General features: G+C 63.4%; 10 protein-coding genes. 6 read left to right on the forward strand and 4 right to left on the reverse strand.

Features of this window, described 5'->3' with window-relative positions:
• Nucleotide 1 precedes the first annotated feature (1 nt).
• Nucleotides 2-841, reverse strand: coding sequence for a nitrate ABC transporter permease (ntrB, locus tag AB8A50_RS11620; protein ID WP_439077733.1), 840 nt, complete (start codon nucleotides 839-841; stop codon nucleotides 2-4).
• Between the two features lie 205 nt (nucleotides 842-1,046).
• Nucleotides 1,047-2,432: a CmpA/NrtA family ABC transporter substrate-binding protein gene (locus AB8A50_RS11625; protein WP_093756501.1), complete on the reverse strand. Its 1,386-nt coding sequence runs from the start codon at nucleotides 2,430-2,432 to the stop codon at nucleotides 1,047-1,049.
• Between the two features lie 166 nt (nucleotides 2,433-2,598).
• On the opposite strand from AB8A50_RS11625, the gene AB8A50_RS11630 reads away from it, so the two are divergent.
• Nucleotides 2,599-4,503 (forward strand): sigma 54-interacting transcriptional regulator, encoded by a 1,905-nt coding sequence (locus AB8A50_RS11630; RefSeq protein ID WP_439077734.1) that lies wholly within the window; start codon nucleotides 2,599-2,601, stop codon nucleotides 4,501-4,503.
• Between the two features lie 437 nt (nucleotides 4,504-4,940).
• The gene (locus tag AB8A50_RS11635; protein WP_439077735.1) at nucleotides 4,941-5,231 is read left to right on the forward strand and encodes a hypothetical protein; all 291 of its coding nucleotides are present in this window, start codon (nucleotides 4,941-4,943) and stop codon (nucleotides 5,229-5,231) included.
• Between the two features lie 210 nt (nucleotides 5,232-5,441).
• Here the strand turns inward: AB8A50_RS11635 and AB8A50_RS11640 are convergent, their stop codons facing one another.
• Together AB8A50_RS11640 and AB8A50_RS11645 are read right to left on the reverse strand one after the other, a co-directional pair.
• A complete protein-coding gene (locus AB8A50_RS11640) occupies nucleotides 5,442-6,260 on the reverse strand; it encodes an isocitrate lyase/PEP mutase family protein (RefSeq protein WP_439077736.1) in 819 nt (272 codons plus the stop codon).
• A 202-nt stretch (nucleotides 6,261-6,462) separates the two neighbouring features.
• Nucleotides 6,463-7,683 carry a TrmJ/YjtD family RNA methyltransferase gene (locus AB8A50_RS11645; protein WP_439079967.1) on the reverse strand — a complete coding sequence of 407 codons (1,221 nt, stop codon included), beginning with the start codon at nucleotides 7,681-7,683 and terminating at the stop codon, nucleotides 6,463-6,465.
• Nucleotides 7,684-7,995: 312 nt separating this feature from the next.
• Between AB8A50_RS11645 and AB8A50_RS11650 the strand changes: the two genes are divergently transcribed.
• From AB8A50_RS11650 to AB8A50_RS11665, 4 genes are all read left to right on the forward strand, one after another.
• Nucleotides 7,996-9,720 carry a carbamoyltransferase C-terminal domain-containing protein gene (locus tag AB8A50_RS11650; RefSeq protein ID WP_439077737.1) on the forward strand — a complete coding sequence of 575 codons (1,725 nt, stop codon included), beginning with the start codon at nucleotides 7,996-7,998 and terminating at the stop codon, nucleotides 9,718-9,720.
• Between the two features lie 196 nt (nucleotides 9,721-9,916).
• The gene (locus AB8A50_RS11655) at nucleotides 9,917-11,131 is read left to right on the forward strand and encodes an NADP-dependent isocitrate dehydrogenase (RefSeq protein ID WP_093756512.1); all 1,215 of its coding nucleotides are present in this window, start codon (nucleotides 9,917-9,919) and stop codon (nucleotides 11,129-11,131) included.
• Nucleotides 11,132-11,225: 94 nt separating this feature from the next.
• A complete protein-coding gene (locus tag AB8A50_RS11660) occupies nucleotides 11,226-13,292 on the forward strand; it encodes a prolyl oligopeptidase family serine peptidase (RefSeq protein WP_439077738.1) in 2,067 nt (688 codons plus the stop codon).
• 62 nt (nucleotides 13,293-13,354) lie between these two features.
• Nucleotides 13,355-13,882 carry a DUF3455 domain-containing protein gene (locus tag AB8A50_RS11665; RefSeq protein WP_439077739.1) on the forward strand — a complete coding sequence of 176 codons (528 nt, stop codon included), beginning with the start codon at nucleotides 13,355-13,357 and terminating at the stop codon, nucleotides 13,880-13,882.
• Nucleotides 13,883-13,978: the final 96 nt, after the last annotated feature.

The following is a 13,978-nucleotide window of genomic DNA, read 5'->3' on the forward strand; positions in this document are numbered from 1 at the left end:
TTCACTCCGGAAACGTGACCATGCGGGTGAAGCGTGCCAATATCTGATCCAGCAACATGCCGACGACCCCGATCAGCAGGATCGCAATAATCACATTTGTGATCGATAAATTATTCCATTCGTTCCAGACGAAGTAACCGATCCCCGTCCCGCCGACCAACATTTCAGCCGCGACGATCACCAGCCACGCGATGCCGATGGAAATGCGCATGCCGGTGAGGATGGTTGGCGCGGCCGCAGGAAGAATGACGGTGAAGGCACGGCGGAAGGTGCCGACTTCCAGCGTGCGCGCGACATTGATCCACTCCTTGCGCACGGCGGCGACGCCGAAGGCGGTGTTGAGCAGCATCGGCCAGACCGAGCAGATGAAGATCACGAAGATCGCCGACAGGCTGGAGTCCTTGATCGTGTAGAGCGCGAGCGGCATCCAGGCGAGCGGCGAGATCGGCTTCAGCACCTGGATGAAGGGATCGAGCGCCTTGTTCATCAGCGGCGACATGCCGATCAGGAAGCCGAGCGGGATCGCGACGATGACGGCGATGAGATAGCCGAGCCCGACGCGGCCGATCGAATAGGCGAGCTGAATGCCGAGCCCCTTGTCGTTCGGCCCGTTGTCATAGAATGGCCGCTTCAGGTGCTCCCACAGTTTCGCGCCGACATCGAGCGGCCCGGGCATCGCCGATTTGCCCGACGTCGCCGTGAGCCCCATCAGTTTTGCGTATTCCGGCGACATGGTGCCGACGCTGGCGGTCTGCCGCGTGGCGAGGTGCCACACGCCGATGAAGGCGAGGAAGATCGCGATGGACACGACGGCGGCGCGGAAGCGGAGGGATTGGATCATTGTGGTCCTTTCCTTCTCCCCGCTTGCGGGGAGAAGGTGGCGCGAGCTTGCGAAGCAAGTTCGCGACGGATGAGGGGGACTCTCCGCAAACTGCGGAGCGTGTGGAGAGTCCCCCTCACCCGACTTCCACGCGCTCCGCGCGTTACAGTCGACCTCTCCCCGCAGGCGGGGAGAGGCAAGGAAGAAGCGCTCGCGACAACCATTCTCACGTCGCCTTCCTGATCTTGAAGCTCGCCAGATACTCCTTCGGCTTTTCCGGATCGAAGGTCTTGCCCATCACAGCGAACGACTTGTAGCTCGTCGTCGGTGGCGTCAGGCCCATCTCCTTCATCACCTTGGCGGTGTCGGTGGCGAGATAGATCTGTTCGGCGACGCCCTTGTAGTCGACGTCGCCCTTGATCTGACCCCAGCGCTGCATCTGGGTCATCATCCACACCGCAAAGGACTGCCACGGGAACGGATCGAAATCGACGCGCTTGGCGTCGGTCTTGATGCCGCCGAGCCCGTCCGCATAGGTGCCGGTCAGCACCTGCTCCAGCACCACCGGCGGCGCATTGAGATAGGCGGCCGGCGCGATGGCCTCCGCAATCGACTTGCGGTTCTCCGCCTTGGACGCATAGGCGGTGGCATCGACGATGGCGCGGGTCAGTGCGGCAAAGGAATTCGGCGACGTCGTGATGAACTCCTTGGACGCCGCGAACGAACAGCACGGATGCCCGTCCCAGATTTCCTTGGACAGGATATGCATGAAGCCGACGCCGTCATAGATCGCGCGCTGGCAGATATTGTCCGGCGCCAGGAAGCCGTCGATATTGTCGGCGCGCAGGTTCGCGACCATTTCCGGCGGCGGCACCGAGCGCAGCTGCACGTCGGTGTCGGGATCGATGCCGTGCTCGGCGAGATAGTAGCGCAACAGATAATTGTGCATCGAATAGTCGAACGGGATGGCGAGCTTGAAGCCTTTCCAGTCCTTCGGGTCGCGCTTGTCCTTGTGCTTCATGGCCAGCGTGATGCCCTGGCCGTTGATGTTCTCGATCGCCGGCACGGTATAGGGGATCGGCTGCGAGCCGAGGCCCAGCGAGATCGCAATCGGCATCGGCGCCAGCATATGCGCGGCGTCATATTCCTTGTTGATGGTCTTGTCGCGGATGACGGCCCAGCCGGCGGTCTTCACCACTTCGACATTGAGCCCCTGCTTCTTATAGAAGCCGAGCGGATCGGCCATGATGATCGGCGTCGCGCAAGTGATCGGAATGAAGCCGACCTTGAGATCGGTCTTTTCCAGCTTGCCCGCGCCCTGCGCAAACACCTCGGTCGCCGTCTTGATCGGGAAGAACTGCGACAGCGCCGCCAGAGCGCTGGACGCACCGACCGACTTCAGAAAGGCGCGGCGCGCGACCTCTTTGGGGAACACGGCACGCATCACCGCCGAGGCGACGACGCCCTCATAGCGTTTGTCCTCGGTCTCGGGAATGTCGCAGCGAAGCTGCAGCGTGGCCTCATGCTCGGACTGGCTGGCGTGCTGGCCGCAGCTGCAGGCGCCGGCGCGCAAACGGCGGGCGGGATCGAACGGATTGTCGAATGTGGACATGTGACCTCCTCGGTGACGCTCCGGTCAATTACGCAAGGAGTGTGCCAGCCCGGCGCGCGCCGGAATGTCCAATCGCCGCAGGCATTTCGGGCCGTGGTTGGCGATTACGAGAATTCGTGCTACACGAAAATTCGTAGCCTGATTACGATTTTTCGGAGTTTTGCCGATGGATTTGGCAACGGCCCAGCCGCATGATTTGCGCACCATCGCCTTCGATTATTCGGTCGAGCCGACGCTGCTGCTCGATCCCCATGCCGACCAGATCATCGACGCCAATCCGGCCGCCTGCACCCTGCTCGGCTATGACCGCGCGCTACTGCGCCAGATCAAGATCAGCGCGCTGCATGCGGGCCAGTTGCCGGCGCTGATCGTGTTCACCCAGGCGGTGCTGGCCAAGGGCTCCTACTGGACCAACACGCTGACGCCGCGCCACGCCACCGGCGAAGCGTTGCAGCTCGAATATGCGGGATCGCTGGTGCCGCAAGGCGAGCGCGCGCTGCTGCTCCTCACCATGAGCGATCTCGAACAGCGCCGCCGCCGTCATGTCGATGCCGCGGCCGAGGATCACATGCGCGGCGGCATTGCCGCGTGGCAGCGCGTCGAGCGCGTGTTTCAGGACATCGAGCGCGAGAACCAGTTGATCCTGCGCGCGGCGGGCGAAGGCATTTACGGCGTCAATGCCGACGGCAAGACCACCTTCGTCAATCCCGCGGCCGAGCGCATGCTGGGCTGGACCGCCGATGAACTGGTCGGCAAGGAAATCCACCCCATCGTGCATCACAGCCATCACGACGGCAGCCACTATCCGGATCACGACTGTCCGATCTATGCGGCGTTTCGCGACGGCGCCGTGCACAATGTCGACAACGAGGTGTTCTGGCGCAAGGACGGCTCGCCGGTCTGGGTCGAATACACGTCGACGCCGATCCGCGACCGCCACATGGTGGTCGGCGCGGTCATCGTATTTCGCGATGTCAGCCAGCGCCGCGAGGCCGATGAAAAATTGCATGCCGCGCTGGCCGAAGTCGATCGGCTGCGCGAGCGTCTCGAACTCGAAAATGCCTATCTGCAAGAGGAAATCCGCATCGAGACCAATCCGCGCGGCATCATCGGCCAGAGCGAGGCGATCCAGAAAACGCTGCGGCAGGTGAAGCTGGTGGCGCCGACCACGGCGGCGGTGATGATCACCGGCGAGTCCGGCACCGGCAAGGAATTGATCGCCCGCGCGATCCACGAAGCCTCGGGCCGCCGCGACCGGCCGCTGATCCGCGTCAATTGCGCGGCGATCCCGCGCGAATTGTTCGAGAGCGAATTCTTCGGCCATGTGCGCGGCGCCTTCACCGGCGCGGTGCGCGACCGCATCGGACGTTTTGAGCTGGCCGATGGCGGCACGCTGTTTCTCGACGAGGTCGGCGAGATCCCGCTGGAGCTGCAGGGCAAGCTGCTGCGCGTGCTGCAGGAAGGCAATTTCGAACGCGTCGGCGAGGAGCGCACCCGCTCCGTCGATGTCCGCGTCATCGCCGCCACCAACCGCAATCTGAAACAGGAAGTGGCGCGCGGGCGATTTCGCGAGGATCTGTATTTCCGGCTGAATGTGTTTCCCGTGGAGTCGGTGCCGCTGCGCGACCGCCGCGAGGACATTCCCCTGCTGGCGCAGCACTTCCTGCTCAGCGAGAAGCTGAAATCCGATCTGCGCCTGTCGGAGGGCGATGCACGGCGGCTGTCGCGCTACGACTGGCCGGGCAATGTCCGCGAATTGCAGAACGTCATCGAGCGCGCGGTGATCCTGGCGCAGAACGGCCGGCTGCGGATCGACCTGCCCGATGCGCCCGGCCCGCATCACGCCGCGGGTTCACATCGCGTGAAGTCCGACGCCCGGCCGGCGGTGATGACCTCAGCCGAACTGCGCGATCACGAACGCAGCAACATCCTCGCAGCGCTTGCCGCGACATCCGGCAAGGTGTTCGGTCCCGGCGGCGCGGCGGAGCTGCTGGACATCAAGCCGACCACGCTGGCCTCGCGGATGAAGGTGCTGGGGATCGAAGGAATGCGGACAAGGACCGGCGCCTAGCGCAGCGTCAGTTGAGCGTCGCCTCGAAATCGGTACATACTCCTTTCATTTCGGCAAGGGCCCGTGAAAACTATGCAGCGTAGTGATCCGCGCCACAACAGGTCAGGTCTTTGTCCAATGCAACCGCGGATCTGGCGAACGTCACTGGCATGGATCCTGTCCACGCAGCTCATAGTCGCAGGCGGAGCGGCACATCTCGCCCAAGCCGCCGATCCGCAGCCGGCGCTTGTTCTCTCAGCCTGCCACGGCATGGCCTCCGCAGCGCCGTTCGAGCCAACTTCGAATGCCAGCACTGCAGCGGAAAGAGAAAGAGAGTTCGTTAGAACGATCACCGACCATATGTATGGCGAAGGTTATGAGCGTTCAGTGCAGCAAGCCGCCTAAGTATTGCTCTGCTGGAATGCGCAATAGCTATCGAAAACGGCAACCCGGAACTCTTGCCTGAAACGGTCGAACTAGCGCTGTCCGCAGGACGACACTACGATGCGTGGCAGCTTCAGGCTCGATGGGCCATTAATCAGCGCGCTTGGACGGAAGCGCTCGGATTGCTTTCCAGAATCGAAAGAAAAGATTTCTTTGACTTACAGTTGGAAGGACGCGCTCTTCAAGTTAAGAAAGAAGATCCAAATATAGCACGTGATCCTGCAGCGCAGAAAGAGATCGAGGCTCGACAGCACGAAATTATGATGATCACCTATAAGGCGCCCGGCATCACGAGAGATATCTAGCGAACGCCTAGCGAAATAGACGCGAACAAATTGGCTGCGCTACTTCGCTAGGATTTCCGCGCTCTGGTATATGGTGAGATACACTAACTCGAAAAACTAGGCTTTTTTCTTTTCCAACTCAAATTCTTGCGCATGTTGCATGCCAAATTTGTCTGGTGGAAACTTTCCCGCTCATCGTGATCTCCGCGCCACGATCCTTACGGCCTTCGATCAACTACCAAACAGCTTGTTCAACTCCCCGCCCTTCGCGCCCTGCGCAAAAGCCGTGAACGTCCCCTGCCCGGCGATCTCCTGCGCCGCCGCCATGAACCCCGCCCAGGCCACGCGCGCGAGCGCGCCGCCGACGCTGATGCGGCGGACGCCGAGGCTGGCGAGATGCTGCACGGTCATGGTCGGCTGCACGGTGAGCACATTGAGCGGCTTGCCGCCGATCGCCCTCACCAGCGTGGTGATCTCCTCGTCTGTGGCTATGCCCGGCGCGTAGAGGCAATCGGCGCCGGCCTCCGCAAAGGCGATGAGCCGCGCCGTGGTCTTCTTGAGGTCGCGCTCGCCATGCAGAAAACCTTCGCAGCGCGCGACCAGCATCACCGCGGGATCGACGCTGTCGATGGCGGCGCGGGCGGCCTTGATGCGCTCCACGGCAAGCGCGTCGTCATAGAGCGGCTTGTCGGCCTTGCCGGTGGAGTTCTCGATGGAGAGGCCACTGATGCCGCTCTTCACCGCGCGGGCGACATTGGCGGCGACGCCGGCGGGGTCATCGGCAAAGCCGGCCTCGAAATCGGCATTCACGGGGAGATCGGTGGCGGCCGAGAGCAGCGCGAGGTGCTCGATGACGTCATCCGCGGTGACCTTGTTGTCGGGGCGGCCGGTGGACCAGGCATAGCCGGCTGACGTCGAGGCCAACGCCTTGAAGCCGAGATGCGCGAGATAGCGGGCGCTGCCGACATCCCAGGGATTGGGCAGCACGAAGCAGCCGGACTCGTGGAGCTTGCGGAAGTTGGCGCGCTTCTCGGCGGTGGAGATGGTCATGGGGCCTCCCGGTCTTAGTGCCGCGTTGATCGCGGCTGGTCACCGCCATCGTAGCCCGGGATGCGCCATTGATCACGCCGTCATTCCGGGGCGCGCCTCTTGGCGCGAACCCGGAATCCCGGCATGGGAGTCACCGGTGAGCCAAGCCACTCAGAGATTCCGGGTTCGCTCGCCAAGTGGCGAGCGCCCCGGAATGACAGTTCTAATTATTGCCCTGCCCCGGCATTCCGCTGGCCAGCAACGCCTCCAGCCGATCGAGCTCCGCCGCGATGTCGCTGATAACATCGTCCGCCCGCATCGCGATCACGCGATAGCCGCGCTCCTGCAGCCAGGTCTGCCGGGCGGCGCGGTCGCTGACAATCACTTCGGTCTCGCCGGCATTGACCAGCTCGATGGCGATCCGCTCGGGGAACGAGACGAAATCCGGGATGTGGCGGCCGACCGGGGTCTGGCGCTTGAACTGGCCGGCGAAGCGGCGGTCGGCGCGCAGCTGGTCCCACAGCAGCCGCTCGGCATCGGTCGGGTTGCGGCGGAGCATACGCGCCAGGCCGCGGACCGTGCCGCTCTCATGCGCCTGGGCACCCTGCCCGTGTTCGGCCAGAAGCGCGCGCAAACGGGTGGCCTGTTCGCCGTCGAGGACGCCGCCCTTGGCCGGGCCCTTGCGGCCCTCGGCGATAGCCATGACCACCCCGTGCAGCGTGTGCATGTCCTGCTTGGTCGGCTCCATCCGGGTGAAGATGTTGCGCAGGTTGACCAGCATGGTGTCGCGCTTTTCGGGCGGGCGCAGGAACTCGACCTTGTCGAGCTCGCCGACGAGGTTGTCGAAGAACGCACTCATCTGGTGCTGGGACGCCGGCTCGGAGCGCTCCGGCATCGCATAGGGCAGCGCGTTGGAGGTCGCCTGCTTGAACCATTCATAGCCGCAAAGAAGAACCGCCTGGGCGAGGTTGAGCGAGGCGAAGGCTGGGTTGACCGGGAAGGTGATGATCCGGTTGGCGAGCGCAACCTCCTCGTTCTGGAGCCCGTAGCGCTCCCTACCGAACAGGATGCCGGCGGTCGCGCCGGTGGCGACATGGGCGATGGTCTCGGCGGCCGCGGCCTCGGGGGCGACCACCGGCTTGGCCTGGTCATGGGCGCGGGCGGTGGTGGCGAACAGCAATGTGCAATCGGCGACCGCCTGCTCGACGGTGTCGAACAGCTCGACCTTGTCGAGGATGTGATCAGCGCCGGAGGCCGCACGGCGGGCATGGACGTTCGGCCAGCCATCGCGCGGATTGACGATGCGCAGCCGGGTCAGGCCGAAATTGCCCATGGCCCGCGCGCACATGCCGATGTTCTCGCCGAGCTGCGGTTCGACGAGGATGACAACGGGGCCGACCAGGTCGGTATGCGCCTTGGTAGAGTCGGTGCCTGAACCGGACATGCACTTCACTTTCTGATTCAATCTCTGAAGATCTTGAATCAACCCGTGAAGGTTTTGATTCAACACCTCATCCGGGCCCCTCGGCGATCGCTACATTGTTGAGCGATACAAGGGACTTAGCCGGGCATCTGGATGCGAATAACCCGCTCTCCGGGGCTATCTGCGATGCAGCCCTACGACGAATTGCCGGCGGATGCCAGACGTGGCCTGACAATCCGGATGAAGGCGGGTTCCCGGCCAAGCGTTCGTGAATTGCGGGTCGTAACAGGGGGTAGGTAATGTGCCGCTCCCGGGAACGACCTTGCAGCCTTCATGCCTCAGCTTATCCTCAGCGTTCACTCCGGCGTCCATGACGCCGCCGTCGCCATTTTCGAAGATTACGATCTGAAGGCCGCCATCGCGCTGGAGCGACTGACCCGGCACAAGAGCGATGGCAGCGTACACCCCGATGCGGCCATCGACGAGGTGCTGTCGATCGCCGGCGCCACCCGGCGCGATGTCGACGTCGTCGCCACCAGCCGGGCGATGTTTCCCAAGGCCTACTTCCCCCGCCTCGGCGGCCTCCGCTGGCTGCGCGAGCAGTATCGCAGCCGGGTCGGCAAGGACCGCCTGCTGCTCGGCGCCGAGCAGCATCGCTACCGCGCGCCGCGGGCAGAGGACGTCTTCGATGCCGCGGCGTGGCGGCGCGACGGCGGTTTCCGCGACGATGCCGCGATCCATTTCTACAACCACCATGAAGCGCATGCGCTGCCCACCTTGTTCTACAGCCCGTGGCCGGACGCCCTGCTGGTGACGGCCGATGGCGGCGGCGACAATGTCAATTACAGCTACCGGCACTTTGCCGACCGCCGCCTGACGACGCTCTACGGCGACGACGCCTGTCTGTTCCTGCCAAATCCCGTCGACAGCCTGGGCCGCGCCTATAGCGCTGCGACCAAGTCGCTCGGATTTCGCCCCAACCGGCACGAGGGCAAGCTGACCGGGCTCGCGGCCATGGGGAAACCGACAGCGGCCGAGACGATCGCCGGGTATTTTTCGGTGACCCCGGACGGACGTATCCAGTCCAGCTTTCGCAGCTATCACCAGATGAACGCCTTGATGCGCCGGCTCGCCAAACAGGCCGGTCGTGCGGATTTTGCGGCGTCGATCCAGAAGGTGCTGGAAGACACCATGCTGCTGTCGCTGCAGCGCCTGTTGCAGCGGCATCCGGCGCGACATCTCGGCCTGTCCGGCGGCGTGTTCGCCAACGTCAAGCTCAACCGCCTGCTCGCGGAGCAATTGCCGATCGATGAACTGTTCATTTTCCCGGCGATGGGCGACGACGGCCTGCCGATCGGCGGGGCGCTGTCCTACCTGATGCAGCGCGACGGCCTCGTGCCCTGGCTGGGCCGCCGCCGCGATCTCGGGACTGTCTATCTCGGCCGCGATTTTCAGGCCGGGCTCGACGCCGGCATCGCAGCCACCCCGGGGATCCACCGTGTCGACGAGGCGCCGGTCGATGGCGCGGTGACGCGACTGGTGGCGGGCGAGATCGGGGCGATCTTCAATGGCCGGATGGAATACGGCCCGCGCGCATTGGGCGCCCGGACCATCCTCGCCAATCCGGCGCGGCGCGGCACCCACGACCTCTTGAACGAACGGCTGAGCCGTTCCGAATTCATGCCGTTCGCCCCCGTCATCACCACTGAGCGTGCCGCGGAGGTGTTCGACGTCAATCCCGTCAATGCGCGCGCCTGCCGCTACATGACCATCGCCTGCGACGTGAGGCCGGAGTGGCGGGACCGCATCCCCGCCGTGGTCCATGTCGATGGATCGGCGCGGCCGCAGGTGATCGCGCGTCCGGACAATCCGCTCTATTATGACATTGTCGAGGGGTTTGCCCGGGCCAGCGGATTGCCGGTGCTGGTCAACACCAGCTTCAACGTGCACGAGGAGCCCATCGTCAACAGCCCGGACGAAGCGCTGCGGGCGCTGCTCGACGGGCGGATCGATTTCCTGGTGACCACAGGCGGCCTGTACCGGCGCGACGCGGCGTAACGGCAGCCCGCCGGCGAGCTGGTACGTGGTGGCGGGCACCGCGGCGCAGGCTGCATTTTGAGCAAAAACAGCCTGCGTTTTGGGCTGAAAATTGCGCCGAAACTGCATGACGCCCCGGCTTTCGCCGGGTCCTGCGCGGTGCTATAGCCCCCCTACAAATCATCCCTCCCGCAACGCGCTAAAGGCCCGAACCACCATGGCAAAAATCAAGGTAGCCAACCCCGTCGTCGAACTCGACGGCGACGAGATGACCCGGATCATCTGGCAGTACATCAAGGACAAGCTGATCAACCCCTTCCTTGACGTCAACCTGATGTATTTCGACCTCGGGATGGAATACCGCGACAAGACCGACGATCAGGTCACCATCGACGCCGCCCACGCGATCAAGAAATACGGCGTCGGCGTGAAATGCGCCACCATCACCCCTGATGAAGCGCGCGTGAAGGAATTCGGCCTCAAGCAGATGTGGAAGTCGCCGAACGGCACCATCCGCAACATCCTCGGCGGCGTGATCTTCCGCGAACCGATCATCTGCAACAACGTGCCGCGTCTCGTTCCTGGCTGGACCAAGCCGATCATCATCGGCCGCCACGCCTTCGGCGACCAGTATCGCGCCACCGACATCAAGTTCCCGGGCAAGGGCACGCTGACGATGAAGTTCGTCGGTGAAGACGGCACCGTGATCGAGCGCGAAGTGTTCCAGGCTCCGGGCGCCGGCGTCGCCATGAGCATGTACAACCTCGACGACTCGATCCGCGACTTCGCACGCGCATCGCTGAACTACGGCCTGTCGCGCGGCGTTCCGGTCTATCTGTCGACCAAGAACACCATCCTCAAGGTCTATGACGGTCGCTTCAAGGACATCTTCCAGGAAATCTTCGACGCCGAATTCAAGACCAAGTTCGAAGCCGCGAAGATCACCTACGAGCATCGCCTGATCGACGACATGGTGGCTGCTGCCATGAAGTGGTCGGGTGGTTACGTCTGGGCCTGTAAGAACTACGACGGCGACGTGCAGTCCGACACCGTGGCCCAGGGCTACGGCTCGCTCGGCCTGATGACCTCGGTGCTGCTGACGCCGGACGGTTCGGTTGTGGAAGCCGAAGCTGCCCACGGCACCGTGACCCGTCACTACCGCGAGCACCAGAAGGGCAAGGAAACCTCGACCAACTCGATCGCGTCGATCTTCGCCTGGACCCAGGGCCTCGCCCACCGCGCCAAGCTCGACAACAATGCCGAGCTGGCGAAGTTCGCCAAGACCCTCGAAAAGGTCTGCGTCGACACCGTCGAAGCCGGCTACATGACCAAGGATCTGGCGCTGCTGGTCGGCGCCGATCAGCGCTGGCTCTCGACCACGGGCTTCCTCGACAAGGTCGCGGAAAACCTGACCAAGGAACTGGCGGCCTGATTTCCGCCCTCTCCTGACTGCACCATCCGAAAGTCCGGGTTGCCTCAGGCACCCCGGACTTTCTTTTTGAGACGACACGTTTCCGAGGTGACCCATGACTGCGCCAAATCCCGCCGACGGCCATAACGACCCCCTGCTCTGGCTCGAAGAAATCGAGGGTGAGAAAGCCGTGGCATGGGTCGAGGCACAGAATGCGCGGACCGACGGCTTCCTCTGCGACGATAGCTACAAGCGCGACTTCGACGCAGTCATGAAAATCCTCGACGCCGACGATCGCATTCCCTTCGTCGGAAAGTCTGGCGACTATCTCTATAATTTCTGGAAAGACGCCGCTCATCCGCGCGGGCTTTGGCGCCGCACGATGCTGGAGAGCTACAAGACCGATACGCCTGAATGGGACGTGCTGCTCGACATCGATGCACTGAACCAAGCGGAAAGCATCTCCTGGGCCTTCGCAGGTGCTGCGCGTTCCCCGGACAAGACCCGCGCGTTGATCAGCCTGTCGTTCAACGGCACTGACGCCATCGAAGTGCGTGAGTTCGATATTCCCAGCAAGAGCTTCGTTGCCCACGGCTTCATCATCCCGAAAGCCAAGACGCAGGTGAGCTGGGTCGATCAAGACACGCTGCTGCTCGGCAGCGCGCAGACGCCCGAGGATAGCACCGAGGCCGGCTATACCCGCACCGTACGCAGGTGGATGCGCGGCACGCCGTTAGCTGCCGCTGAAACCGTCTTCGAGGTCGAAAAGCAGGACGTCGCCGCCTGGTTCGGCGTCAATCGCCGGCCAAGCCACGAAGGCGTGATGTACTGGCGTGCGCTGGATTTCACGCGCTCGCATATATCAGTCGAGCGCAAGCATGGCCCGCATGCCGGGAAGCGCCTGCGCCTCGAACTGCCGGAGGAGATCTCGGTCTCGGCCGAAGCCAATGATCTTCTGATCAGCCCGAAGCAGGACTGGACCGTCGGCGACCAGACGATCCCGACCGGCGCACTCGCCGTCATCGACCTCGATCGCTTCCTGTCTGGCGCACGCGATTTCGAGATCGTGTTCACGCCATCGCCGACCCGCGCATTGCAGTCATGGTCGGAGACCCGGCACGGCATCGTGCTGGAAATCCTCGACAATGTCCGCGGCCGTCTCGCATTGCTGCAGCGAAGCGAGGCCGGGTGGCGCGAGACGGCACTTCCGGGATTGCCCGATAACGCCACGATCTCGGCGCAGAATTTCGGCGGCGAGGACGATCCCGATCTCGGCACCGACATGCTCTTCACCGTCACGGGCTTCGACCGGCCGACAACGACGGCACTGTGGACCGGCCACGGCGCACCCGAGCCGCTGAAGAGCTCGCCGCCCAATTTCAATCCCGAGGGCATCGAGGTGCAGCAGCGCCATGCGGTAGCTGCGGACGGCACCAGGATCCCCTACTTCCTGATCGGCAAGAATCTCTCGGCCGGCGCCCCGCCCCGGCCGACGATTCTCTATGGCTATGGCGGCTTCGAGATATCGCTGACACCTGCCTATATGGGCATCGCCGGCAAGCTATGGCTCGAACAAGGTCATCTCTACGCCATCGCCAATATCCGCGGTGGTGGTGAGTTCGGCCCCGCGTGGCATTTGGCTTCGCGCAAGATCACCAAGCATGTGGCCCATGACGACTTCGCGACTGTAGCGCGAGATCTCGCTGCATCAGGTATAACGACGCCGCAGAAACTCGCCTGCCACGGCGGCAGCAATGGTGGCCTGCTGGTCGGCAACATGCTGACGCGCTATCCGGAACTGTTCGGCGCGGTCTGGTGCAGCGTGCCGCTACTCGACATGGCGCGCTATACCAAGCTGCTCGCCGGCGCGAGCTGGATCGCCGAATATGGCGATCCAGAAATTCCCGACGAGTGGGCCTATCTGCAGAAATACTCGCCCTATCACCTGATCGCGCCCGGTAAGACCTATCCGCCGATCTTCATCACCACCAACCGCACCGACGACCGCGTCCATCCCGGCCATGCCCGCAAGATGGCAGCGAAACTCGAAGAGCTCGGCTATCCCGTCTGGTTCAACGAGACGGTGGCGGGCGGACACTCCGGCGCCGTCGACAATACCAAGCAGGCACAGAGCCAGGCTCTGGGATTCGCGTTTCTACGGCGGACGATTGGAGCTGCGTAAAACGAACGACAGAGCAACTACCAACTAGAGCAAACTACCAACTAGAGCAAGAGAGGGTTCACATGACCTGCAATACGCCACATGTTTTCAAACGCCCGATCCTGACCACGATTGTCGCGCTCTCGCTCAGTGTCGCGGGCGCGTTCTCTGCTTTGGCGCAGGTGCCGGATGCGATTGCAGCCCCCGGCGAGACGCAGATCGCCAAGCTGCATGCTGAAGGCGCGCAGGTCTATGAGTGCAAGGCCGACGCTTCAGGAAAGCTGACATGGACGTTCCGCGAGCCGATCGCCACGCTGATGGCCGATGGCAAGACCGTGGGGCGGCACTATGTCGGACCGAACTGGGAATACAGCGATGGCAGCGCGGTGGTCGGTAAGGTGACCGGCAACGCACCAGGCACCACTGCCAAGGACATTCCGTGGCTTCGCCTCGAAGCCGCCTCGCATCGCGGCAGCGGCATGTTGAGCGGCGTGACCACGGTACAGCGGATCAACACCGTTGGCGGCACGCTGGCCGGCACCTGCAGCGGCGCCGGCACTTTACAGAGCGAGCCCTATTCGGCCGACTACGTGTTCCTGCGCAAGGGCTAAGGACATTTCGCCGGCGGGCACTCCGGCGCGGTGGAGAATACCGAGCAGGCACAGAGCTAGGCGCGAGGTTTGCGTTTCTACGCCGAACGATTTGCC

It is taken from the genome of Tardiphaga sp. 841_E9_N1_2, from assembly GCF_051811065.1.
Taxonomy (GTDB): Bacteria; Pseudomonadota; Alphaproteobacteria; order Rhizobiales; family Xanthobacteraceae; genus Tardiphaga; species Tardiphaga robiniae.